Annotated in this window: 25 protein-coding genes; 17 read left to right on the forward strand and 8 right to left on the reverse strand. The window is 69.2% G+C overall.

The genetic code is table 11. The features are described from left to right. Positions 1–19: 19 nt before the first annotated feature. The 5 genes from HDC31_RS03775 to HDC31_RS03795 are packed head-to-tail and all read left to right on the forward strand — an operon-like array spanning position 20 to position 3,747. On the forward strand, positions 20–1,222 hold the full coding sequence (locus HDC31_RS03775; RefSeq protein WP_179515826.1) for a glycerate kinase: 1,203 nt from the start codon (positions 20–22) through the stop codon (positions 1,220–1,222). Positions 1,223–1,282: 60 nt separating this feature from the next. Then, the gene (locus HDC31_RS03780; protein WP_061018537.1) at positions 1,283–1,753 is read left to right on the forward strand and encodes a MaoC family dehydratase N-terminal domain-containing protein; all 471 of its coding nucleotides are present in this window, start codon (positions 1,283–1,285) and stop codon (positions 1,751–1,753) included. Further along, entirely contained in the window at positions 1,753–2,151 is a 399-nt protein-coding gene (locus HDC31_RS03785) for a MaoC/PaaZ C-terminal domain-containing protein (protein ID WP_058632592.1), read from the forward strand. Before HDC31_RS03780 ends, HDC31_RS03785 begins: the two co-directional genes overlap by 1 nt. Before the next feature lie 13 nt (positions 2,152–2,164). Next, entirely contained in the window at positions 2,165–3,298 is a 1,134-nt protein-coding gene (locus HDC31_RS03790; protein WP_179515827.1) for a UDP-N-acetylmuramate dehydrogenase, read from the forward strand. A 47-nt stretch (positions 3,299–3,345) separates the two neighbouring features. Then, positions 3,346–3,747: a VOC family protein gene (locus HDC31_RS03795; RefSeq protein WP_058632594.1), complete on the forward strand. Its 402-nt coding sequence runs from the start codon at positions 3,346–3,348 to the stop codon at positions 3,745–3,747. Here HDC31_RS03795 and HDC31_RS03800 read toward each other — a convergent pair. The 3 genes from HDC31_RS03800 to ald all read right to left on the reverse strand — a co-directional run bounded on the left by HDC31_RS03800 (position 3,705) and on the right by ald (position 6,670). Further along, entirely contained in the window at positions 3,705–4,112 is a 408-nt protein-coding gene (locus HDC31_RS03800) for a hypothetical protein (protein WP_147251296.1), read from the reverse strand. The genes HDC31_RS03795 and HDC31_RS03800 overlap by 43 nt on opposite strands. A 182-nt stretch (positions 4,113–4,294) precedes the next feature. Further along, positions 4,295–5,494, reverse strand: coding sequence for a pyridoxal phosphate-dependent aminotransferase (locus tag HDC31_RS03805; RefSeq protein WP_113681099.1), 1,200 nt, complete (start codon positions 5,492–5,494; stop codon positions 4,295–4,297). Positions 5,495–5,575: 81 nt separating this feature from the next. Continuing rightward, complete coding sequence (ald, locus tag HDC31_RS03810; protein WP_113681100.1) at positions 5,576–6,670, reverse strand: alanine dehydrogenase; 1,095 nt, start codon at positions 6,668–6,670, stop codon at positions 5,576–5,578. A gap of 104 nt (positions 6,671–6,774) precedes the next feature. Between ald and HDC31_RS03815 the strand changes: the two genes are divergently transcribed. Continuing rightward, positions 6,775–7,293 carry an Lrp/AsnC family transcriptional regulator gene (locus tag HDC31_RS03815; RefSeq protein WP_082682732.1) on the forward strand — a complete coding sequence of 173 codons (519 nt, stop codon included), beginning with the start codon at positions 6,775–6,777 and terminating at the stop codon, positions 7,291–7,293. A gap of 18 nt (positions 7,294–7,311) precedes the next feature. Here HDC31_RS03815 and HDC31_RS03820 read toward each other — a convergent pair whose 3' ends face one another. The 3 genes from HDC31_RS03820 to aceA all read right to left on the reverse strand — a co-directional run bounded on the left by HDC31_RS03820 (position 7,312) and on the right by aceA (position 10,962). Further along, the gene (locus tag HDC31_RS03820) at positions 7,312–7,743 is read right to left on the reverse strand and encodes a hypothetical protein (protein ID WP_179515828.1); all 432 of its coding nucleotides are present in this window, start codon (positions 7,741–7,743) and stop codon (positions 7,312–7,314) included. 94 nt (positions 7,744–7,837) lie between these two features. Further along, positions 7,838–9,502, reverse strand: a complete 1,665-nt coding sequence (gene aceB, locus HDC31_RS03825; protein WP_113681101.1) for a malate synthase A — start codon at positions 9,500–9,502, stop codon at positions 7,838–7,840. A gap of 134 nt (positions 9,503–9,636) precedes the next feature. Next, positions 9,637–10,962: an isocitrate lyase gene (aceA, locus tag HDC31_RS03830; protein WP_046747843.1), complete on the reverse strand. Its 1,326-nt coding sequence runs from the start codon at positions 10,960–10,962 to the stop codon at positions 9,637–9,639. 133 nt (positions 10,963–11,095) lie between these two features. Between aceA and HDC31_RS03835 the strand changes: the two genes are divergently transcribed. The 7 genes from HDC31_RS03835 (at position 11,096) to HDC31_RS03865 (ending at position 18,951) form a co-directional block, all read left to right on the forward strand. Next, a complete protein-coding gene (locus HDC31_RS03835) occupies positions 11,096–12,547 on the forward strand; it encodes a helix-turn-helix domain-containing protein (protein ID WP_113681102.1) in 1,452 nt (483 codons plus the stop codon). A gap of 24 nt (positions 12,548–12,571) precedes the next feature. After that, complete coding sequence (locus HDC31_RS03840; protein ID WP_113681103.1) at positions 12,572–13,696, forward strand: DUF6226 family protein; 1,125 nt, start codon at positions 12,572–12,574, stop codon at positions 13,694–13,696. A gap of 145 nt (positions 13,697–13,841) precedes the next feature. Next, positions 13,842–14,945, forward strand: coding sequence for an ABC transporter substrate-binding protein (locus HDC31_RS03845; RefSeq protein WP_179515829.1), 1,104 nt, complete (start codon positions 13,842–13,844; stop codon positions 14,943–14,945). Beyond that, positions 14,945–15,742, forward strand: a complete 798-nt coding sequence (locus HDC31_RS03850) for an ABC transporter ATP-binding protein (RefSeq protein ID WP_017201539.1) — start codon at positions 14,945–14,947, stop codon at positions 15,740–15,742. The genes HDC31_RS03845 and HDC31_RS03850 overlap by 1 nt, the downstream gene beginning before the upstream one ends. After that, the gene (locus HDC31_RS03855; protein WP_179515830.1) at positions 15,735–16,583 is read left to right on the forward strand and encodes an ABC transporter permease; all 849 of its coding nucleotides are present in this window, start codon (positions 15,735–15,737) and stop codon (positions 16,581–16,583) included. The genes HDC31_RS03850 and HDC31_RS03855 overlap by 8 nt, the downstream gene beginning before the upstream one ends. A gap of 111 nt (positions 16,584–16,694) precedes the next feature. After that, on the forward strand, positions 16,695–18,074 hold the full coding sequence (locus tag HDC31_RS03860; RefSeq protein WP_179515831.1) for an NtaA/DmoA family FMN-dependent monooxygenase: 1,380 nt from the start codon (positions 16,695–16,697) through the stop codon (positions 18,072–18,074). Then, positions 18,067–18,951, forward strand: coding sequence for a ribokinase (locus HDC31_RS03865; RefSeq protein WP_179515832.1), 885 nt, complete (start codon positions 18,067–18,069; stop codon positions 18,949–18,951). Before HDC31_RS03860 ends, HDC31_RS03865 begins: the two co-directional genes overlap by 8 nt. A 2-nt stretch (positions 18,952–18,953) precedes the next feature. Here HDC31_RS03865 and HDC31_RS03870 read toward each other — a convergent pair whose 3' ends face one another. Then, positions 18,954–19,559 (reverse strand): PadR family transcriptional regulator, encoded by a 606-nt coding sequence (locus HDC31_RS03870; RefSeq protein WP_061017351.1) that lies wholly within the window; start codon positions 19,557–19,559, stop codon positions 18,954–18,956. Positions 19,560–19,662: 103 nt separating this feature from the next. Here HDC31_RS03870 and HDC31_RS03875 point away from each other — a divergent pair, with 103 nt between their 5' ends. Beyond that, on the forward strand, positions 19,663–20,172 hold the full coding sequence (locus tag HDC31_RS03875) for a flavin reductase family protein (protein ID WP_058633058.1): 510 nt from the start codon (positions 19,663–19,665) through the stop codon (positions 20,170–20,172). Beyond that, a complete protein-coding gene (locus HDC31_RS03880; protein WP_113681307.1) occupies positions 20,169–20,576 on the forward strand; it encodes a riboflavin kinase in 408 nt (135 codons plus the stop codon). Before HDC31_RS03875 ends, HDC31_RS03880 begins: the two co-directional genes overlap by 4 nt. An 84-nt stretch (positions 20,577–20,660) precedes the next feature. Here the strand turns inward: HDC31_RS03880 and HDC31_RS03885 are convergent, their stop codons facing one another. Then, positions 20,661–21,314 carry an amino acid deaminase gene (locus tag HDC31_RS03885; protein WP_227750905.1) on the reverse strand — a complete coding sequence of 218 codons (654 nt, stop codon included), beginning with the start codon at positions 21,312–21,314 and terminating at the stop codon, positions 20,661–20,663. Positions 21,315–21,432: 118 nt separating this feature from the next. Here HDC31_RS03885 and HDC31_RS03890 point away from each other — a divergent pair, with 118 nt between their 5' ends. Next, positions 21,433–22,071 carry an HAD family hydrolase gene (locus HDC31_RS03890; protein WP_058633061.1) on the forward strand — a complete coding sequence of 213 codons (639 nt, stop codon included), beginning with the start codon at positions 21,433–21,435 and terminating at the stop codon, positions 22,069–22,071. A 60-nt stretch (positions 22,072–22,131) separates the two neighbouring features. After that, positions 22,132–23,121, forward strand: a complete 990-nt coding sequence (gene phnD, locus HDC31_RS03895; protein WP_058632141.1) for a phosphate/phosphite/phosphonate ABC transporter substrate-binding protein — start codon at positions 22,132–22,134, stop codon at positions 23,119–23,121.

Raw genomic sequence — 23,121 nt, forward strand, 5'->3', positions numbered from 1 at the left:
GGGCGCAGAAGGAGGAATCGTGTCCATCCACATCCCGCAGCGCATCCTGGTCGCACCCAGCGGATTCAAGGAGAGCCTGAGCGCCGAGGCCGTCGCGCAGGCGATCGCCGCCGGTGTGCGTCGGGTCATCCCCGGCGTGCAGGTGGACGAGTATCCGGTGCCGGACGGCGGGGAGGGCACGGCAGCCGCGCTCGCCGCGGCGACGGGCGGCGAACTCATCGCCGCCCGGGTGACGGGGCCCGTCGGCGACGCGGTCGACGCGCAGTGGGCGCGGCTCGGAGGGCGCGGCTCGGGAACCGCCGTGGTGGAGATGGCATCCGCCGCGGGGCTGCGACTCGTGCCGCGCGACCGCCGCGACCCCGGTGCGACCACGACCCACGGTGTCGGCGAGCTGATCGCGGCCGCGTTGGACTCGGGTGCCGAGCGGATCGTGGTCGGCTGCGGCGACTCGGGGACGAGCGATGGGGGCGCGGGCGCACTCGAAGCCCTCGGGGCCCGCATTCTCGATCGCGATGGCGCGCCTGTGGCTGCGGGCGGTCGGCACCTCCGGGACGCGGTGCACCTCGATCTGTCAGGCCTCCATCCGCGCATCGGCGAAGTCGAGATCGTGCTCGCGTGTAACATCCACAACGTGCTGTGCGGTCCGCGCGGCGTCGCCAGGGTGTTCGGACCGCAGAAGGGGGCGACACCGGAGCAGGTGGAGCAGTTGGCCGAGGCGCTCGACATCTGGGCTGCTCTCCTCGAGGAGCAGAGCCCGTTCGGTGCCGCGATGGATGTGCGCACCGGCGGAGGCACTGGCGCATCGGGCGGTCTCGGGGCCGGGCTGGCCGCAGTGCTCGGCGCCCGCCTCGCTCCGCGCTTCGAGGTGCTGCTGGACAGCGACCTGCTGCCGGAGCCGATCGACGGATTGATGGCCATGGCCGACCTGGTCATCACGGCGGAAGGCGCCATCGACTTCCAGACTCCGCGCGGAAAGGTGCCGGCCGAGATCGCCATGCGCGCCCGCGTCGCCGGCGTCCCCGTGCTCGGAATCGCCGGGTCTCTGGGCGTCGGTGCTCCGACCGTGCACGACATCGGCATCGACGCGATCGCCTCGATCCTCACCGTGCCGATGCCCCTCGAGCAGGCGGTGGAGCAGGGCGAGGCGCTGCTGCGAGACGCCGCGGAGCGCAGCATGCGGATGGTCCTGCTCGGATCGGCGATGTCGGCGCGGGCCGCCTGAAGCGTGCCCGAGCGCCGGCTGCGGGCCTGACGCACGGCGCGGCCTCGGTAGGATCGAGGGGTGGCAGTGAACCAAGATCTGGTCGGCCGGGAGTTCCCGCCGACGGCCCCGTACCTCGTCGGCCGGGAGAAGGTGCGCGAGTTCGCTCGTGCCGTCTTCGCCGACGCCCCGCAGCACACCGACGTCGAGGCGGCCCGCGCAGCCGGCTTCTCCGACGTCGTGGCGCCGCCGACGTTCGCGATGGTCATCCAAGACCTCACGCTTCAGCAGCTGCTGGGTCAGGAGGACTCCGGCATCGCGCTCGAGCGCACCATCCACGCAGAGCAGCGCTTCACCTACACGCGCCCGATCGTCGCAGGAGATGAGCTCACCGCCCAGCTGCGGGTCACCGGCATCCGCATGATGGGCGGGAACGCGATGATCACCAGCGAGGCCGAGATCACCGACCCGGCGGGAGCCCACGTCGTGACCGCCACCAGCGTGCTGCTCGTCGGAGCCGAGCCGAGCGCCGAGGAAGAGGGGGCCGCCTGATGGGCTACACCGTCGGAGACGTGGTCGCCGAGCGCACCGTGCACCTCACCCGCGAATCGCTCGTCCGCTACGCGGGAGCATCCGGGGACTTCAACCCCATCCACTACCGCGACGACGTGGCGGCCTCTGTCGGGCTCCCCGGCGTGCTCGCGCACGGCATGCTCACGATGGGCATCGCCTCGTCGGTGGTCGTCGCCGCACTCTCACCGGAGACGCGCATCCTCGATTACGGGGTGCGCTTCACCAAGCCCGTCGTGGTCGACCCGGTCGAGGGCGCCGATGTCACCGTCGTGGCCACCGTCGGCGCTGTCGACGAGGAGGTCGCCCGCATCGACCTCAAGGTCACGTTCGGCGACACCACCGTGCTCGTCAAGGCGCAGTTGCGCGTCGCCGTCTGATGAGGACGGTCTGATGCGGGAGATCGAGGCGGTCCGGCTCGCGGAGCTGACCACACTGCGCACGGGCGCGGCGCCGGAGCGGATGTTCGAGGCGACGACGACTTCCGGACTGGTCGACGCTCTGCGCGAGACCTGGGCGCGGGGCGACGAGTGGTTCGTCCTCGGTGGCGGATCCAATCTCTTCGTGGGCGACGAGCCGTTCGAGGGCACGGTCATCCGCGTGCGCACCGAGGGCATCGACGAGCTGCCGTCCCCCCACGCGGGTCGCATCCGTCTGCGTGCGCAGGCCGGACACGGCTGGGACGACTTCGTCGCGTACGCCGTCGCGCACGGCTACGCGGGTCTCGAGGCGATGAGCGGGATCCCCGGTACCGTCGGCGCGGCCCCCGTGCAGAACATCGGCGCTTACGGCCAGGAGATCCAGGAGACGCTGGTCGAGGTCGAGCTGATCGACGAATCGACCGGCGAGGTCTCGACCGTTCCCGCCGCGGAACTCGGGCTGGGCTTCCGCACCTCGGTGCTCAAGCATCACCACGGCAGCGTGCCGCTGCGCCGTGCCGTGATCCTCTCGGTGACGGTCGACCTGCTGGTCGCCGGTGAGCGCGTGGTGCGCGGCGAGCAGCTGCGTCGGGCGCTCGGCCTCACGGACGACACCCCGGTTCCGCTGGGCTGGGTGCGGGAGCGCATCCTGGCGACTCGGGCATCGAAGGGCATGCTGCTCGATGCGGACGACCCGGACACCCACGGTGTCGGCTCGTTCTTCCAGAACGCGATCGTGACGGCGACCGTGGCCGCAGCGCTGCCGCCGGAATGCCCGCGCTGGCCGGTCGCCCCCGACCTCGATGCCGTGACGGTCATCCCGCTCGCGTCCTACGACGGGCAGGTGCCGCTGTCGAAGCCGGCCGCCGTCTCCGACGTCAAGGTGAGCGCGGCGTGGCTCATCGAGCAGGCAGGCATCCGCAAGGGGTTCAAGCTGCCGCACTCCCGCGCATCCGTGTCGACGAAGCACGCGCTCGCTCTGACCAACCGAGGTGGCGCGACCGCTGGTGAGGTCGCCGAGCTCGCGCGGTTCATCCAGAGCAGGGTGCACGCCGAGTTCGGTCTCGTGCTGCAGCCGGAGCCCGTTCTCGTCGGCGTCGAGCTCTAGAGCGTCGAGGGGTAGGGCACGTCGTCGGTCGCGGCTACACTCGCGGCATGAGCGGACTGATCCCGTACCTGTTGTTCCCCGGCAACGCCGCAGAGGCGCTCGGTCACTATCGATCGGTGTTCGGCGGTGAGCTCCAGCTGCTCGACTATGCCACGGCAGGACGCCACGACGGTCCGGGCGACGCGGTCGCGCACGGACAGCTGAGCGGGCCGGTCGAGGTCGCCGGGGCGGATGCGGGTGCGGATGACGACGCGGTGCAGATGAGCGGCATGTTCCTCTCGCTCCTCGGCACAGCGGATGCCCTGACCCTCACCGACTGGTACGACAAGCTGGCGGCAGACGGACGAGTCATCGACGCGCTGCAGAAGCGTCCGTGGGGAGACTTCGACGGCACGCTCGTCGACCGCTACGGCGTCCGCTGGCTGATCGGCTTCCACCCCGAGGACTGAGGTGTGTCCCTGCCGAAGTAGGGACGAGACGACGGCAGGAAGATCAACACGACCGCCGTGGTGGTGAGGACGAGGGCCGCGAGGCCGACCGGGAACTCCCAGGTCGTGCCCGTTGCCGCAGGGACGTAGAGCGCGAAGGGGAGCGGGAACAGCACGGTCGCGTATCGGGCCCACGACTTTCCTCTTGTGACGAGCACGGTGATGGTCGCGTAGACGACCACCGGTACGAAGGGGAGCACACTGAGCAACGCTCGCCACTCTCCTCCCCAGTACCAGAGGAAGGGGGCGACCAAGAGCGAGGCGAAGAAGATCAACACGGTCACGGTGATCAGGATGGCGAAGGCCACCCGCAGACTCACAGGCATCCCCTCACCCTCCACTTCGTCCCCCTCCATCCCCACACCTCCAGTATCCCCCCTCACCCCTCACCCCTCACCCGCGTCGAGACCCATCGTCGACGCCGAGACCCACTCCCGCAAGCGACTGCAGGAGTGGGTCTCGGCGAGTGCAATGGGTCTCGACGGGGGTGCCGGGGGCGTGGCGCGACTCAGGCGAACAGACGCTGCAGGCGCTGGACGCCCTCGAGCAGCTGGTCGTCGCCCAGTGCGTACGACATGCGGATGTAACCGGAGGGGCCGAAGGCCTCACCGGGCACGACGGCCACCTCGGCCTGGTCGAGGATGAGGTCGGCGAGCTCGAGCGAGGTGGTCGGCGTCACACCGCCCCAGGTGCGACCGAGCAGACCCTGCACGTCGGGGTACACGTAGAACGCGCCCAGCGGGTTCGGCACCACGAGGCCGTCGATCTTCGACAGCTCGGAGACGATGACCTGGCGGCGGCGGTCGAAGGCCTGTCGCATCTGCTCGGCCTCGTCCTGCGGACCGGTGAGGGCGGCGATCGCAGCCTTCTGAGCGACGTTGTTCACGTTGCTGGTGAGGTGCGACTGCAGGTTGCCCGCGACCTTGATGGCGTCGGCCGGACCGACCATCCAGCCCACGCGCCAGCCGGTCATGGCGTAGGTCTTCGCGACGCCGTTGACCAGGATCGTCTGACCGGCGACCTCGGGGACGGCTTCGACGATCGAGGTGGCCTTGACACCCTCGTATGTGAGGTTCTGGTAGATCTCGTCGCTGATGATCCAGATGCCGTGCTCGAGCGCCCACTCGCCGATGGCCTTCGTCTCCTCGGCGGTGTAGACGGAGCCCGTGGGGTTCGACGGCGAGACGAACACGAGCGCGGTGGTGCGGGCGGTACGTGCGGCCTCGAGCTGCTCGACCGTGACCTTGTACTCCTGGTCGGCGCCGGCGAAGACCTCGACCGGAGTTCCGTCGGCGAGACGGATGGCCTCGGGGTAGGTGGTCCAGTACGGCGCGGGCAGCAGCACCTCGTCGCCCGGGTTCACGACCGCCTGGAACGCCTGGTATACCGACTGCTTGCCGCCGTTGGTGACGATCACCTGGCTGGGGGAGACCTCGAGTCCGGAGTCGCGCAGGGTCTTCGCCGCGATCGCCTCGCGCAGGGCAGGAAGACCCGGAGCCGGCGTGTACCGGTAGCTCGCGGGGTCGGCCAGGGCCTTGGCTGCCGCATCCACGATGAACTGCGGCGTCGCGAAGTCGGGCTCGCCGGCGGCGTAGGAGATGACGTCCTTGCCTTCGGCCTTGAGGGCCTTGGCCTTGGCGTCGACCTTGAGGGTCGCGGACTCGGCGATGGCGGACAGTTTGCGGGAGAGAGGAGCGCGTTCGGTCACGATTACGAGCGTACTCGGGTCGATGCGACGGGAGAGGTGTGGGATGCCGCCAAGATCCGGAGTTCTTTCGGGTGCGGAAGGTCAGCCGGCGACGAGACCGTGCGCCTGCGCGACGGCCGGAAGCGTGATGCGTCCGCCCTGCACGTTGAGCCCCTTCGCGAGCGCTGCGTCCTCAGCCGCCGCACGCTCCCAGCCCTTGCCTGCGATCGCCGAGACGTAGGGGAGGGTCGCGTTGGTCAGGGCGCGGGTCGCGGTCTCGGGAACCGCGCCAGGCATGTTCGCGACGCAGTAGTAAATCGAGTCGTGCACGGCGAACGTGGGGTCGTCGTGGGTGGTCGGGCGCGACCCCTCGAAGCATCCGCCCTGGTCGATCGCGATGTCGACGAGCACCGAGCCCGGCTTCATCGCGGCGACCATGTCGTCGGTCACCAGCTTGGGAGCGGCGGCACCCGGGATCAGCACGGACCCGATCACGAGGTCGGCGCTCTTCAACTCCTCGGCGATGTCGTAGCGGCTCGATGCGCGGGTCTCGAGAGCGCCGCCGTAGCGGTGCTCGAGCTCACGCAGGCGCGGCAGGGAGACGTCGATCACGGTGACCTTCGAGCCGAGTCCGAGTGCGTTCGCCGCGGCGTGCTCGCCCGCGACGCCGCCACCGATGACGACGGTCTTGGCACGCGGCGTGCCGGCGATGCCACCGAGCAGCATTCCGCGTCCGCCCTGCGACCGCAGCAGTGAGTACGAGCCCATGGTGACGGAGAGGCGTCCCGCGATCTCGCTCATCGGCACCAGAAGGGGCAGGCTGCGGTCGGGAAGCTGCACGGTCTCATAGGCCACGGCTGTGGTTCCCGCGTCGACGAGGGCGGTGGTCAGAGCGCGGTCGGCGGCGAGGTGAAGGTAGGTGAAGAGGGTGAGGTCGTCGCGCAGGAAGCCGTACTCCTGAGTGATCGGCTCCTTGACCTTGATGACCAGATCGGCCTCGCCCCACGCGTCGGCTGCGGTCGCCACGATGTCGGCGCCGGCCGCGCGGTAGTCGTCGTCGGTGATGCGCGAGCCGAGCCCTGCGCCGGACTGCACGAGTACCTGGTGGCCCTCGCGCACCAGGCGGTCGGCGCCGGCGGGGGTTAGGGAGACGCGGTTCTCGTTGTTCTTGACCTCGGTGGGGACGCCGATCTTCATTGATCCTCCAGGGTTCGATGCGGTGCGGCACTCAGGATCGCAGAAACATCGACAGAACAACAGAATCCGTGAAGATGATTCGCTCTGCGCACGGATCCTGAATAATGCTTCGTATGGAGACGACATCGGAGGCCCCGGAGCCGAATACCGTTCGGGCGCCGGCGCTCGATGCGGTCGACGCGAAGATCGTGCAGCTGCTCACGGCGGACGGCCGCATGACCAACGCCGAACTCGCCGGACGACTCGGCGTCGCCCCTTCGACGGCGCACACCCGCCTGCGCGCCCTGGTGGACCGCGGGGTGATCACGGGGTTCCACGCGAGTGTGGACGAGCGGATGCTGGGTGCCGGGCTGCAGGCTGTGATCGGCGTGACCCTGCGGCCGAGCGGACGGAGGGAGAGCATCGTCGAGTTCGCGGATCGCGTGCGGGTGCTGCCCCAGGTCATCCAGGTGTTCTTCCTGGGTGGAGACGACGACTTCCTCTTGCACATCGCCGTCGCGGACTCATCCGAGATGCGCGAGTTCGTGCTGGAGCACCTCTCGGCGCAGAGCAGCGTCGCCTCCACCCGCACGAGCATCGTGTTCGACTATCACCGCAACTCGGTGGCCGCGTCCTTCCGCTGAGGTGCCGGAGCGTTCTCGTCAGGCGCCGTAGGAGGCGGGCAGGGCGCAGTAGTCCGCGAACCGCCGCTTCGGATGTGCCGGGTCGGAGACGTCGACGATCGAACCCGCCACGGTGTGGGGCGGTTCGTCGCCCGCCAACTGCCACAGCGCGTAGTTCCACATCCCCCTGCTGCGCTCGCCGATCAGGGCGGCTGGACCGGAGACGAGCAGGATGTCGTCGCTCTTCGGTCCCTCCCGGAACGCGGTGACCACGCTGCGGAGCTCGGTCTCGTCGCCCTCTGCGGAGTGTTCGCGCACGACCTGCTGTCCCGACGCCGTCAGAGCGGTGGCGAGTTCGTCGCCTGCCTGTCGTGAGCGCTCGGCGTCCGCGCCGGCCACCGCGAGCAGCCGCCGCCCGCGCGGGTAGAAGTGCAGGAACTCGGTGGCGATGTCCGCCCAGACGTCGGTCATGCCTCCAGGCTACGCCCGCGTGGCCGCCTCGGCTCCGGACGCGGGAGAGTCCCGGGCCGCAGCTGCCTGCCGCCCGGGACTCGTCCACTCGTGCTCAGTCCTCGTCGATCAGGTATCGGCTGTAGGCGCCCAGCGTGAGGAAGGTCGGGAACTCCTCCTGCAGGGCGACCTCGCGGAAGATCTCCGCTGCGTCGTCGTAGCGGTCGCCGTGGCTGCGGGTCGCCTGTGCGAGCACCTGGTCGATCAGCCCCTCGATGTACTCCGCCGTGATGGGGGTGCCGTCCTGCGTGGTGCGGTCCTGGTGGATCCACTGCCACACCTGTGAGCGGCTGATCTCCGCGGTCGCGGCATCCTCCATGAGGTTGTCGATCGCCACAGCGCCGAGCCCGCGCAGCCAGGCCTCCAGGTAGCGGATGGCGACCGACACGTTGTCCCGCACACCCTGGGCGGTGATCGGGCGGCCGATGTGCAGGTCGAGCAGGTCGCGCGCCTCCACGTGCACGTCGTCGCGCTGGCGGTCGACCTGGTTCGGGCGGTCGCCCAGCACGGCGTCGAACTCAGCCTGCGCCGTGGGAATCAGGTCGGGGTGCGCCACCCACGTGCCGTCGAAGCCGTCTCCGGCCTCGCGCTTCTTGTCGGCAGACACCTTCTCGACCGCACGCGCCGTCACCTCGGGGTCGCGGCGGTTCGGGATGAACGCACTCATGCCGCCGATCGCGAAGGCTCCGCGCTTGTGGCACGTCTGCACGAGCAGGTCGGTGTAGGCCCGCATGAACGGCACCGTCATCGTGACTTCGCTGCGGTCGGGGAGCACGAAGCGCGCCCCACGGCCACGGTAGTTCTTGATGATCGAGAAGATGTAGTCCCAGCGCCCGGCGTTCAGGCCCGCGCAGTGGTCGCGCAGCTCGTACAGGATCTCGTCCATCTCGAACGCGGCGGGCAGCGTCTCGATCAGCACGGTGGCGCGGATGGTGCCGTGCGGGATGCCGATGTACTCCTCGCTGAACGAGAAGACGTCGTCCCACAGCTTCGCCTCCTCGCTCGACTCCAGCTTCGCGATGTAGAAGTACGGGCCTCGCCCGGCCTCGATCAGCGCCTGTGCGTTGTGCAGGAAGTAGAGACCGAAGTCGACCAGCGACCCGGATGCCGAGGTGCGACGGCCGGCCCGGTCGATGAAGGCGACGTGCTTCTCGGGCAGGTGCCAGCCGCGGGGGCGCATCACGATCGTGGGCGTGCGCTCCGCGGTGACGCGGTACTCCTTGCCGGGTCCGGATTCGGAGGCGGGGGCGGTGAAGGAGAGTTCTCCTCGGATCGCGTCCTTGAGGGAGAGCTGACCCTCGATGACGTTCTTCCAGGTGGGACTCGTGGCGTCCTCCTGGTCGGCGAGCCAGACGCGGGCGCCGGAGTTGAGCGCGTTGATGGTCATCTTCGGGTCGGTGGGTCCGGTGATCTCCACGCGGCGGTCCTCGAGGCCGGGCCCGGCACCGGCGACCCGCCAGTCCCGGTCCTCGCGGATGTGGGCCGTGTCGTCGCGGAACTTCGGGTCGTGCCCGTTGCCGATCTCGAAGCGTCGGCGCATCCGGTCGGCGAGCCGGTCGTGACGGCGGGACGCGAACCGATGGTGCAGCTCGGTGAGGAAGGCGATCGCCTCAGGCGTGAGGATCTCCTCGTAGCGGTCGCGGATGGGGCCGGTGACCTCGATCGCCGGACCCTGCTGGGTCGTCTGGATCGGTGCCGTGGTGGTCGTGGGAGTGGTCATGATGAGTCCTTGTACGTCGGTGTCCTCATCCGCCGAGACCCACGGTGGTCGCCGAGACCCAACGCTGCAGACGATCGCGGCGGTGGGTCTCGACGGCGGGGATGGGTGTCGGCGAGACGGGAACGAAGTGGGGATCAGTGGAACTGCGCGGCTTCGGTGGAGCCGGCGAGGGCGAGGGTTGCGCTGTCGGGGTTGAGCGCGGTGGAGATGACGTCGAAGTAGCCGGTGCCCGCCTCGCGCTGGTGCTTGGTGGCGGTGTAGCCGTCCGCCTCTGCGGCGAACTCGGCCTCCTGCAGCTCGACGTAGGCGCTCATGGCGCGATCCGCGTAGCCGCGGGCGAGGTCGAACATCGAGTAGTTCAGGGCGTGGAATCCGGCCAGCGTGATGAACTGGAACTTGTAGCCCAGGTCAGCCAGCTCCTGCTGGAACGTCGCGATCTCGGCGTCCGACAGGTGCTTCTTCCAGTTGAAGCTCGGCGAGCAGTTGTAAGCCAGGAGCTTGCCGGGGAACTGTGCATGGATCGCCGCGGCGAACGAGCGGGCGAGCTCGATGTCGGGCTCTCCCGTCTCGACCCACAACAGGTCGGCGTAGGGGGCGAAGGCGAGGCCGCGGCTGATGACAGACTCCAGACCGGGGCGGATCCGGTAGAACCCCTCGGTGGTGCGCTCGCCGGTGGTGAACTGCTGGTCGCGCTCGTCGACGTCGCTGGTGAGCAGGTCGGCGGCGAGGGCATCGGTGCGGGCGATGATGACGGTCGGGACGCCGGCGACGTCAGCGGCGAGACGGGCCGCGTTCAGGGTGCGGATGTGCTGCTGGGTGGGCACGAGCACCTTGCCACCGAGGTGGCCGCATTTCTTCTCGCTCGCCAGCTGATCCTCCCAGTGGATGCCGGCGGCACCGGACTGGATGAGCGACTGCGCGAGTTCGTAAGCGTTCAGCGGTCCGCCGAAGCCGGCCTCGGCGTCGGCGACGATCGGCGCCAGCCAATCCTGCGTGGTCTCACCCTCGGCGTGCTCCAGCTGATCCTGGCGGATGAGCGCGTTGTTGATGCGACGCACGACCGCCGGCACCGAGTTCGCGGGGTACAGCGACTGGTCGGGGTAGGTCTGACCGGCGAGGTTGCCGTCGGCGGCGACCTGCCAGCCGGAGAGGTAGATGGCCTTGAGACCGGCCCGCACCTGCTGCACGGCCTGGCCTCCGGTGTAGGCGCCGAGCGCCCGGACGTAGTCCTCGGTGTGCAAGAGGTTCCAGAGGTTGTCGGCCCCGCGGTGAGCGAGCGTGGCCTCTTCGCGAACCGATCCACGGATGCGGATCACATCCTCGGCCGTGTAGGTGCGCTCGACACCGTCCCACCGGGGATCGGTATCCCAGATCTCCTGGAGCTCGGCTGCCGTCTGAACCTGGTCGCCGGCTCGCAGACCGGCGGGGCGGGGCGTCGGGGTGTTGGCGGTGTTCGTCATGGTGTCTCCTCGGTGGATCCGGCTGCGGTGCCGGAGTGGCGTGGTTCCACTGTGAGTGAAGTTCCGCACCCCAGCTGACCGATTTCAAAGAGAAGATCGGTCGAAATTCTGTTTCTGTGACAGAATCGCCCGCATGAGCACCATCGACGCTGCAGAAGAGACCGACGCCCTCACGATCGGCCGCCGCATCCGCCAGCTCCGTACGGCGAAGGGGATGACCCTCGACGACCTCGCCTCCGCCGTCGATCGGGCGCCGAGCCAGATGTCGATGATCGAGACCGGCAGGCGCGAACCCAAGCTCACGCAGCTGCAGGCGATCGCCCGGGCTCTCGGGGTCACGATCGACGCGCTGCTGGAAGGCGAGCCGCTCGACGAACGCAGCGCGGTCGAGATCGCCCTGGAGCGGGCGATGAAGGGCCAGACGTTCCAGGCCCTGGGCATCGAGCCGTTCCGCATCGCGAAGAGCCTGCCGACGGATGCGCTGAAGGCGCTGCTCGCTCTGCACGGCGAGATCGACAGGCTCAAGGACGAGCGGGCCGCGACGCCCGAAGAAGCTCGCCGGGCGAACGTCGAGCTGCGGCACCTGATGCGGCGGCAGGACAACCACTTCGCCGACCTCGAGACGAAGGCCGCCGAGATCCTCGCCGCGGTCAGTCACCCCGGCGGCCCGCTGACGCAGCGCACCGCATCCGAGATCGCCGCCTACCTGGGCTTCACCCTGCACTACGCCCCCGACCTGCCGCAGACCACTCGCAGCGTCGCCGACCTCGCCAACGGCAGGCTCTACCTCTCCAGCAGTGTGCCGGCGAAGGGCGATGCCCGCACCGCGGTGCTGCAGGCGCTGTCGAGTCGCATCCTCGGGCACTCCGAACCACGCAGCTACGCCGAGTTCCTGCGTCAGCGCGTCGAGACGAACTACCTCACCGGCGCCCTGCTCATCCCGGAGGCGCACGTCGTCCCCGCCTTGAAGGACGCCAAGCAGCGGAGGGCGATCTCGATAGAAGACCTGCGCGACGGATACTCGGTGTCGTACGAGACGGCGGCGCACCGCTTCACGAACCTCGCGACCCGGCACCTCGACATCCCGGTGCACTTCCTCAAGGTGCACGAGTCGGGCACCATCACCAAGGCGTACGAGAACGACGACGTGAACTTCCCGACCGACCGTCTCGGGGCCATCGAGGGACAGATGTGCTGCCGCCGGTGGACCTCGCGCGTGGTGTTCGACGAGGACGACCGCTTCAACCCCTACTACCAGTACACCGATACCGGCAACGGCACTTACTGGTGCACCGCGCGGGTGGAGTCGTCGAGCGAAGGGCTGCACTCGGTGAGCGTGGGCGTGCGCTTCGACGACACGAAGTGGTTCGTGGGTCGCGACACCTCGCACCGCGGCGTGTCGAAGCACTCGGTCGAGGTGTGCTGTCGTCGGGCTCCCGCGGACCTGGAGGACCGCTGGCGCGAGAACTCCTGGCCCAACGTGAAGACCCCGCGCACGCTGTTGGCGACCCTGCCCACCGGAGCCTTCCCCGGCGTCGACACCACCGACGTGTACGAGTTCCTGGAGGCCCACGCACCGCGGTGAGACCCCGGTCGATACGCTCAGTCGATGAGCAGCGACGTCTTCCCCGGTCCGTTCGGCCCGATGCCCGAGGTAGGGTCCGCCGCGATCATGTGGATGCCGTCGCCGTCGGATGCGCGGAGATCGGTGCGGTTCGTCGACGGCTTCGAGCTGTTCGCCGGGTTCGCCCGGAGTCAGGGCGCGGACCCGAATCTCCTGGCCGACGACCTCGCGGCGACGTGGGATTTCGTGGCCGCGCATCATGCGATCCTCGACAGCGCCGACCTGGCCGCTGCGGCGGCGCGTTTCGTGGGCAACGTCATCGCCATGGTGCATCCGGCAGCGACATGGCGGATGGCGGCCGAGCCCGAGATAGGGACGAACACCCTCTCCATCCCGGTCGAGGCGCTCGTGCAGGGGATGGTGCGGCAGCCCGACCAGCGCGAAGCCTTCCTGCGGATGATCGAGTCGTGGGATCAGGACGACCTCGACGACCAGGAGGTGAGGGCGCTGTCCGCCGAGGCGCCCGAGCGCACCGCCGTGCTCCCTGCGAGCGCCTACGTCCGTCCCGCTCTCCCGCTCCTGCTCTTCCGCGACGACAGGGGCGAGGTCATCCGCTACGGACGCCGCTGGTCCGAGGGTGCCCCGCCGGAGGAGGCCTACTCCCGGGAATCGCACCCGGAGCGCTTCGAACCGTTGCTTCTCGTGGTCGAAGCCCTCGTCGAACACCTTCGTGCCGGGTACGAAGTCGAGGTGCGGCGTGAGCGCGATGAGGGAGGTGCCGAATGCATCGTGCTCGACCCCGCGGTCGGAGCGGCGATCAGCATCGCTCCGATGCCTCCCGTCGTCCGCGTCGAAGCCGGGGCACTCTTCCATGCGATCGTCCCGTTGTGCGTGTGCGACGCCTGCGACGAGACTGCCGAAAGCGCGGCGGACGAGATGGAGCGGATCGTGCTGTCCGTCGCCTCAGGCGGGTTCCGGGAGAAGTACCCCGTCGGGCGACGCGCCTGGCTGTACACGGAGGTGCGGTCCCCCGACGGGGAGCGTCGGGAGACCGCCGCGGGTCCGGCCCCGGAGCTGACCGCGGGCGAGCGGGAGCGCGTGACGTCGCTGTTGAGCGGACTCGATGGCGGCTGGTGGCCGGCCTGGCCCCTCCGCTCGACCTCGGTCTGACCTCCGGTCTCCGCTGTCCTCATGGGCGGAGGCATGGTGCGCCCGTCATGCCGTTCGTCAAAACTTAGTTTGATCTTGCTTAGTCAAGATTGACTATGTTACTTTCATCGAGCCATCAACGACGAACGGCCGAGAAGGGACCCTCATGGCTACTTCCCCTGCGGAAACCCGATTCCGCATCACTGCCACCCTGACGTGCGTTCTCGCCGCCACGCTGACGCTCGGAGCATGCTCCGCGCAGACGCCAGGCGGCGATACCGCCCCCACGAGTGCGAACGACAGCGACGCCTGCAAGCGGAATCAGGATGCCGGCACCATCACCTACATCTCCGGTTACGGCTACTCCGCCAGCGCCGGTCAGCTCGATGTGTTCCTCGCCGAGGAGCTGGGCTACTTCGACGATCTGTGCCTCGATGTCGAGATCAACGCCTCAGGGGCGAACGGGCAGCAGCTCGTGGCTTCGGGGCAGGCGCAGTTCACCGCGCTCGGCTCCGCGTCCGATGTGATGCTGGCGGCCGCCAACAGCAAGAACCTCACGGCGGTCGCCACCTACGGCACCACCCCGCCGTTCTCCATCTTCGGCAACGAGAAGCTCGAGAGCCTCAAGGACCTCGAGGGCGGATCGCTCGGGTACTTCATCAACCTGACACCGATCGCCTCGGCCATGCTCGACGAAGCCGGGGTCGACGTCTCGAAGGTCGAGATGGTGAAGATGACCAACTACGACCCGACCGTCGTGGTGCGCGAGCAGGTCGACGCGATCGTCGGCTACGCCTCGAACCAGCCCCAGTCGCTCAAGGCACAGGGACTGCCGTTCAGCGAGTTCCTCCCCTCCGACCTCGGCGTCGAGGGCACGTACAACGTGATGGAGGTCAACTCCCGGTTCCTCGATGAGCACCGCGAGGTCGCCGCCGACTTCATGCGCGCGAGCCTCAAGGCGCTCCAGTACTGCCTCGACGAATCCGATGCGTGCATCGACAAGCTGGCGAAGCTGGCCGAGGACAACGGGCAGGGAGCCGCGTTCCCGCGCGAGCAGCTCGCCCGCACGTGGGAGGTGGAGTCCGCCTGGGTGCGCGAGAGTGCCGGCGGCAACCCTGGCGTGCAGAACGAGTCCATGTGGGAGCCCGAGTACGCCCTCGTGAAGAAGTACGGCGACGTCAAGGAGCTGCCCGCGATCGCCGACATGATGGACGCCGACCTGGTCGCCGACCTCTACGACGGTGACACCCTGATCTGGAAGGCGAAGTGATGACGGTCGCACACGGCGCCGGCGTCGAGGTCAGGAACGTCTCGAAGTCCTTCGGCGTCGACGGCGCGAAGGTCACCGTGCTCGATGACGTGAGTCTCACGATCGGGATGGGCGAGTTCGTCTCGGTGATCGGGCCCAGCGGTTGCGGGAAGTCCACGCTGCTCAAGGTGGTCGCCGGACTCCTCGACGCCGACTCCGGCACCGTCACGATCGACGGCGAGAGCGTCAGGGCGGCCTCGCGTGACAAGAAGATCGGACTCGTGCCGCAGTCTCCGGCGCTGCTGCCGTGGAAGACGGTGCGCGAGAACGTCGAGCTCCCCGTGCGGATCAACCGCGGGGCCAACGGCGACCGTGCGCTCCGCGACCCGGCCGAGCTGCTGTCGACCTTCGGCCTCGGCCATGCGCTGAAGAAGTACCCGGGGCAGCTCTCCGGGGGTATGCAGCAGCGCGCCGCGATCGCCAGGGCGTTCGTGTTCGACCCGGCGATCATGCTGATGGACGAGCCGTTCTCCGCCCTCGACGAGATGAACCGGGACCTGCAGCGGATCGCTCTGCTGGACTTCTGGCAGTCGAACCGCAAGGCCGTGATGTTCGTCACGCACTCCGTGCCGGAGGCGATCATGCTCTCCGACCGCATCGTGGTCATGGCCGCGCACCCGGGACGCATCGCCCAGGTGATCGACGTGAACCTGCCGCGACCGCGTACCGAGGAGGCCTACGCGACGGACGAGTTCCGCGAACTGGAAGCAGTCGTGCGCGGTGCGCTGCGCGCGCAGACGGAGAAGGCCCATGTCTGAGCTGACGATGAGAGACACCACCGCGACGATCGCGACCGCCCGTCTGAAGGGCCAGCCCCGCCGCGGCGCTCCCTCCTGGCTGCGGTGGGGATCGTGGGGCCCCACTCTGATCACCTTCGTGATCGCCGCGCTGCTGTGGCAGCTGGTGGCCTGGACCAATCCGTATGTTCTCCCGACGCTGGAGGCGATCGGTACCAGCCTCGTCGACGACGCCGGCATGTACTGGTCGAACTTCCTCGTCACGCTGCTCGAGGTCGTGGTCGGTGCCTCCGCCGGCATCCTCGCTGGGTTCCTCCTGGCTGTGGTGATGGCGGAGTTCCAGATCATCGAGCGGGCGGTCATGCCGCTCGTGATCATCGTGATGGTGACCCCCATCGTCGCGATCGCCCCGGCGCTGGTCGTGGCGTTCGGCTTCGGCATGGTGCCGAAGTTCATCGTGACCGGCCTCGTGGTGTTCTTCCCGATGCTCGTGAACTCCCTCGCAGGGCTCCGCGACGTCGACCAGAAGGCCATGGACGTGTTCAAGACGCTGCATGCGTCGCGGTGGGAGATCTTCCGCGAACTGCGCTTCCCCGGCAGCATGCCGTACGTGTTCGCCGGCCTCCGCATCGCCCTGCCGCTCGCCGTGGTCGGCGCCGCGGTCGCCGAGTTCGTCGCGGCGGGGCAGCAGGCCGGCCTCGGCTCGCTCGTCACCACCTCGGCCGCCCAGGCGAACCTCCCCGTCACCTGGGCCAGCATCGCCCTGCTGTGCCTGCTCGGCGTGCTCCTCATCATCGTCCTCGCCCTGGTGCGCAAGCGCGTGCTCTGGTGGAGCGACGGCGAGGTCACGGCCAAGGGCTGACGCGGCGCCCGCCTCCCGGGACGGGATCCCCCACCCGTCCCGGGGTTCCTCCGGCGTGCCCGGAGAACAGCCCAGATCCACCCGAACCACCCACAAGGAAGGCACCCGCACATGACCGATCAGAACACCGTCAAACCGCTGCGTCTCGGCCTCTTCGAGAACGCGCAGGCGAACGACTCCGGTACCGCGACCTGGCGGCACCCCGACAACGGGCGCTACCTGTTCGACAAGCTCGAGTACTGGCGCGACACCGCGCGCATGGTCGAGGACGCCGGGTTCGACTTCCTTTTCCTCGCGGATGCCTGGGGATGGGCCGACGTCGCGGGTGAACGCCCCGACATCTGCTCCGTCGAAGGCCTCGATCTGCCCCGGCTCGACCCGGCGATCATCCTTGCCGCACTCATCCCCGAGACCACGCGACTGGGGCTCGTCGCCACCGGATCCACGCTGCTCGAGCCGCCCTACTCCTTCGCCCGCCGCATGGCGACGCTCGACATCCTCTCGGGCGGACGCATCGGCTGGAACGTGGTCACCACCGGTACCGCCGACACCGCGGTGCAGGGCTTCGGCGTGCCGATGGTCGGTCACGACGAGCGCTACCTCATGGCCGACGACTTCATGCAGGTCGTCTACAAGCTGTGGGAGCAGGCCTGGGAGGAAGGCGCCCTGGAGCGCGACAAGGCCGGTCGCTTCGCCGACCCGTCCAAGGTGCACCGCATCGCGCACGACGGTCCCTATTTCCGCTCGCACGGCTACGGCAACACCTCGCGCTCGCCGCAGGGGACGCCGGTGCTGTTCCAGGCCGGGGCATCGCCCGCCGGTCGCGAGTTCGGCGGCAAGCACGGCGAGGCGATCTTCGTCGGCAGCGGTTCGGTCGAACAGCTCAGTGCGCACTCGAGTGCGATCCGCGAGGAGGCCGTCAAGAACGGTCGCGGGGCCGACGAGGTCAAGATCATGTCGGCGTTCGCCGCGGTCGTCGGCAGCACCGAGGAGGAGGCCCGGCGCAAGTACGCCGAGGTCGCCGACGCGCAGAACCCCGATGTCACGGTCGCCTCCTACGCATGGTTCACCGGCCTCGACCTCTCGGCGTACGCGCCGAACACGCCGATGTCGGAGCTCAGCACCGAACTCTCGCAGACGCAGGTCGCGCGCTTCGCGGACAAGACCGTCGGCGATGTGCTGGGGGATTGGCACGCGCACGGCGTCGGAGCCCGCCCCATCGTCGGCACCCCGGAGCAGGTCGCTAACCGGATGATCGAGCTCGCCGACGGCGCCGACCTCGACGGGTTCCTGTTCGCCCCCGTCATCCCGCCGGCCTCGACCGTCGACTTCATCGAGCACGTGCTGCCGATCCTCAAGGAGCGCGGCGCGATCGCGGAGCCCTCGTCCGAGCCGCAGTCGCTGCGCGAGCGCCTGATCGGCACGCCCACGCCGGCGCTCGCCGAGTCGCACACGGGCTCGCAGTACCGGCGGACGATGTCGCGTGTCTGACACCCTCGCCGGCGTCGCCGTGGTGGGGAGCGCGAACCTCGATCTCGTGGTCGAGGTCTCGCGCCCTCCGCTCGTCGGTGAGACGCTCCTTGGCCGTGCCGGTGGTCGCTTCTCGGGCGGCAAGGGCCTGAACCAGGCCGTCGCCTCCGCCCGCAGCGGGGCGTCCACGCGGTTCTGCGGGGTCGTTGGAACGGACGAGGCCGGCGACGTGCTGCAGCGGACGCTGGCGGATGCCGGAGTAGAGGCGGCCCTGCGCCGAAGCGCCGTCGCCCCGACCGGTGTCGCCCATGTGCTGGCCTTCGACGACGGGGACAACAGCATCATCGTGGCGGCCGGCGCGAACGGGGAGCTCGGCGCCGATGACGCGGTCGCCGGGGTCGAGGGCGCCGCGGTCGTCCTCGCTCAGCTAGAGATTCCTCTCGCGAGCGTGGCGGCGGCGCTGCGGGCCGGCCGCGCAGCGGGAGCGCTCACGATCCTGAACGCCGCGCCCGCACACGCGGCGACGATCGGGATGCTCGCCGACGTCGATGTGCTGGTCGTGAACGAGACCGAGTGCGCCGAGCTCGGCGGCATCGACCGGCTGTACGCCGCCGGTGCCGGGCTGGTGGTCCTCACCCGAGGTGCCGGGGGAGTGACGCTGCACCGGGCCGGAGACGACCCGCTGCACGTCGATGCCTTCCGGATCGATCCGGTGGACACGACCGGCGCCGGTGACGCGTTCTGCGGGGCACTGGCAGCTGCGCTCGCTCAGGGGGCTGCCATCGAAGCGGCGCTGATCCGCGCCTGCGCTGCCGGCGCTGTCGTCGCCCAGCACCGCGGCGCGACGACGACTGCTCTCTCGCCCACCTCGATCGCGGCGCTCGTGGCGTCGCGCTGAGGTCAGTCCGAGGCGGCAGCGTCAGCCGTCGCCGCGCTCTCGGCCGTCTCGCCGGCGAAGGTGTACTCGCCGGCGCGCAGACGATCCAGCAGGTCGAGCAGCCACTGCTTCTCCGCAGTGAGACGCGCGGTGGAGAGGTCGAAGATCTCCCGCACGTACTTCGGGGTGGTCTCGGAGCGCAGGGTGTCCTGCACATCGAAGCCGTTCTGCGTGATGATCGCGTCGCTCTTGATGAGGCGGTGCTCGAGGCCGGCGATCACCTCCTGCCGACTCAGCACGAACATGAACGAGGCCACGGTCATGATGGCCTGGGTGTCGAACGCCGCGACGTTCCAGAGGTTCTCGCGCAGCATCCGCTGCAGCTCCACCTCGCCGGCCGGAGTGATGCGGTACGTCGTGCGGGCGGGGCGCTTGCCCTCGGCCTCGGTGCCGCTCTCGGCAATGTACCCGTCGACCTCGAGGGCACGCAGGGCGTTGTAGATCGATCCGGGCTGGATGTGCGCCCATTCGTCGACATGCCACGTCATGAGCTCGCGGCGGAGGAAGTATCCGTGCACGGGCTGGAACTGCTTCACGGCGCCGAGGACGACGAGGCGGGTGGTCGACATGACCCTCATGCTAACGGCTGGCCTCGCAGATTCCTGTTGTTTGCATGATCAAAGTTGCCTATTATCAATACTAGTCAAAGTTGACTAACGAAAGGAAGCCGAAATGACGACTGCCGTGACCGACGCCCTGCCGCGCGACCTCGCCCTCCGCCGGGCCTTCTCGGTGTATCCGACCGGTGTCGTGGCCCTCGCCGCGCACATCGACGATCGAGCCGTCGGGATGGCGGTCAACTCCTTCACCTCGATCTCGCTCGAACCTGCACTCGTCGCGATCAGCGCAGCCCGCACGTCGAAGACCTGGCCGGTGCTGCGCACGGTGCCCGAGCTCGGCATGAGCGTGCTCGCCGCGCACCATGAGCCACTCAGCCGCTCGCTCTCGGCGCGTGAGGGCGACCGGTTCGGCGGACACGAGTGGCAGCGCACCGACGGGGGAGCCGTGCTGATCGCGGATGCGGCGCTCTGGCTCACCTGCCGCCTGCACAGCACGTTCGACGGCGGGGATCACGAGATCGCCCTGTACGAGATCGCCGACGTCACGCTCTTCGACGATGTCGAGCCCCTGGTCTTCCACCAGAGCCGCTACCGGTCCATCGCCGCGCCCGAGAGCGCGTGAGCGCTCCGCCGCTCGGGGCGATCGTCGGAATGGTCGTCCCGGGTGACGGTCGGGGGCGTGAGCTCGGCTTCCCGACGGCGAACCTGGAAATGGACGAGGGAGACCTCCCTGAGGACGGGATCTACGCGGCCTGGGCGCGGATCGACGACGATCAGCCGCTCTGGGCGGCGAGCGTGAGCGTCGGTGCGAATCCGACGTTCGACGGCGACCGTGCGCGACGTGTCGAGGTGCACCTCCACGATGCGGATCTCGACCTGTACGGCCGGCGCTTGTTCGTGACCCTCGTTGCACTCGTGCGCCCGACCCTGCGCTTCGACGGCGTCGACGCGCTGATCGCGCAGACCGCCGAAGACGTCATCCGCTGCCGAGCGCTGCTGGCTGATCGCGCTCGGGTCCGCTCCTGACCCCCTGCTCCGGTCGCAGTTGCTGCCGTTCAGAAGCCGCGCGGGCGGTACGAAGCGCGACCGGAGGCGTCGGAGCCGGGGAGGCTAGACCGCGTTCCAGCGCAGGCGCGGATCCGCGAGGAACTCCGTGAGGGGGATGGTCGCATCGGCGACCGGGAACATCGTGACCAGCAGCGGGGTGGTGCCTGCGGTCGGCGCGACCGCGTAGGCGAGAGCGGTCGGGCCCTGCACTGCACCGAGGGCCAGCCTGGCCTCGCGGGCGTCGATCACCTGGGTCGCGCCGGCAGCGGGGGTGGCGAGGAGTGCGGATGCGGCGGCGGTCGCTCGCGCGAGCAGCGTCGGCCCCTCGCCCCAGGGGCGGAACGCGTCCGGAGGCAGGTGGCATGCCCGAGCCAGCGCGCCCTCGGTCCAGCGTTCGCGCTTGAGGCCGTAGGGCGTGGGCTCCAGCGACAGCAGGTAGCCGTAGCAGTGCAGCACTCCCGCGTTGCCGAGCGGCCAGTCTGCGGCGATGTCCGCGTGCCCGTGCAGTTCCTCGAACAGCGCGCGGGGGATGACCGCCGCACCCGTGTTCTCGTCGATCACCGACGACCGCCCCCACACGGCGAAGCGGCCGGCCGCGCGGTCGTCGCGGATCGCGGATGCCAGCCAGGGGAGCGCATGGAGGGCGGAGCGTGCACCGGCGTCGGATCCGTCGGCGGCGAGGTGCGCCGCATGCGTGAGCTGTTCGAGTTCGGACACGGCGCTCACCATACGCGAGTGGAGTGGACGGATTGTTCACACGGCGTTCACACGTTCGGGACTTTCTGTCCACAATCGTTCCTCATCATGGACGGAGCGTCCCCACAGAAAGAACTCCGTGAACTCCATCCTCCTCTTCGATTTCGACGGCACGATCGCCCTCGGCGACGGTCCGGTCCTCGCCTACGCCCAGCAGGTCGCTGCCGGCCTCGGTGACGATGACACCTTCCTCGACGACGTCCGCGCGGTCCTCGCCGCAGCCGACGGGGATGCGCTCGACGGCTACGACGCGGTGCGCCGGGTCGCCGAAGCCAGGGGAGCGGATGCCCGTCTCCTGAGCAACGCCTATCTCGCCAGTCGTGCGCAGCTCGGCACTGCCGATGCCCCGATCACCGCACCGGACGGGCTCGCCGAGTTCCTCTCCTCGGTCGACGCCGAGCGGATCCTCGTCACGAACGCTCCGGCCATCCGCATCGTCGACGCGCTGGAGACCCTCGGGCTTCGCGGACTGTTCGACCGGATCGTCACCGGTGCCGGCAAGCCCCGGGGGCTCGAGGCCGTGCTCGCCGAGCTCCCCGCGGACGCCCGGGTGCTGAGCATCGGCGACATCTGGCACAACGACCTCGCCCCCGCGCACGCCCGCGGCCATGCGACCGCGCTGATCGGCGGATTCTCCGACCCTGACGCCACCCCGACCTTCCGCGCCGCCGAGTTCTCGACGCTGGTTCCCCAGCTCGAGGCCTGGCTGCGCGGCTGAGACCTCTCCCTCCCCGCTCATACCCCTCCCTCACACACCCACCCCCATCGAAGGATGAACATGCGTACCTCTCTCCTCCGCTCCTCCGCAGCGGGCGTCGTCGCGGTCGGCGCCCTGCTGACCGTGGTGCTCGCCGGCTGCTCCAGCAGCACCGCCGCGCCCGAGGATTCCGCAGCCCCCGCTGCCGACCCCGACTCGATCGTGCTCGCCCTCGTGCCCTCGCAGGACCAGGACGGACTCGTCGACACCGCCGCGCCCCTCACCGACTACCTCACCGAGGAGCTCGGCATCGAGGTCACAGGCGTCGTGTCGAAGGACTACCAGGCCGCCGTCGAGGCGATGGGCGCAGGCCAGGCGCAGATCGGCTTCCTGCCGTCGCTGCAGCTGTGGCAGGCGAACGACATGTACGACGCGAAGGTCGTGCTGCAGACCGAGCGCAACGGCAACATCACCTACCCCGCGCAGTTCATGACGAACAACCCCGACAAGTACTGCGACGACGAGCCGGTCGAGCGTGACGGGATGCTGTTCTGCAACGGCGCCGACGCCATGAAGGGCCCGGCCGGCCTCGACAGCATCGACAAGGTGAAGGGCGCGAAGGTCGCCGTGCTCGGCCCCGGTTCGCCCGCCGGCTACATCTACCCGATCGTCGCGCTGCAGGAGGCAGGTCTCGACACGGACACCGACATCCAGCAGATCCCGGTCACCGCGAACGACGCCTCGGTGCTCGCGGTCTACAACGGCGACGCCGAGGTGGGATTCAGCTTCTGGGACGCCCGCACGATCGTCGCGAAGGACACCCCCGACGTCGGCCAGAAGGTCGTTGTGTTCGCGATGACCGAGGAGATCCCGAACGACGGCGTCGCCCTCTCGTCCGACCTGTCACCCGAGCTGCAGGATCGCATCACGAAGGCGCTCGAGGACTTCTCGAACACTCCGGAGGGTTCCGAGATCCTCACCAGCATCTACTCGATCACCAAGCTCGCGCCGGCCGACCCCGACTCGCTCGACGTCGTGGCCCGTGCCGCACAGGCTCTGGGGCTCCAGTAA

It is taken from the genome of Microbacterium sp. JAI119, from assembly GCF_013410135.1.
Taxonomy (GTDB): Bacteria; Actinomycetota; Actinomycetes; order Actinomycetales; family Microbacteriaceae; genus Microbacterium; species Microbacterium oxydans.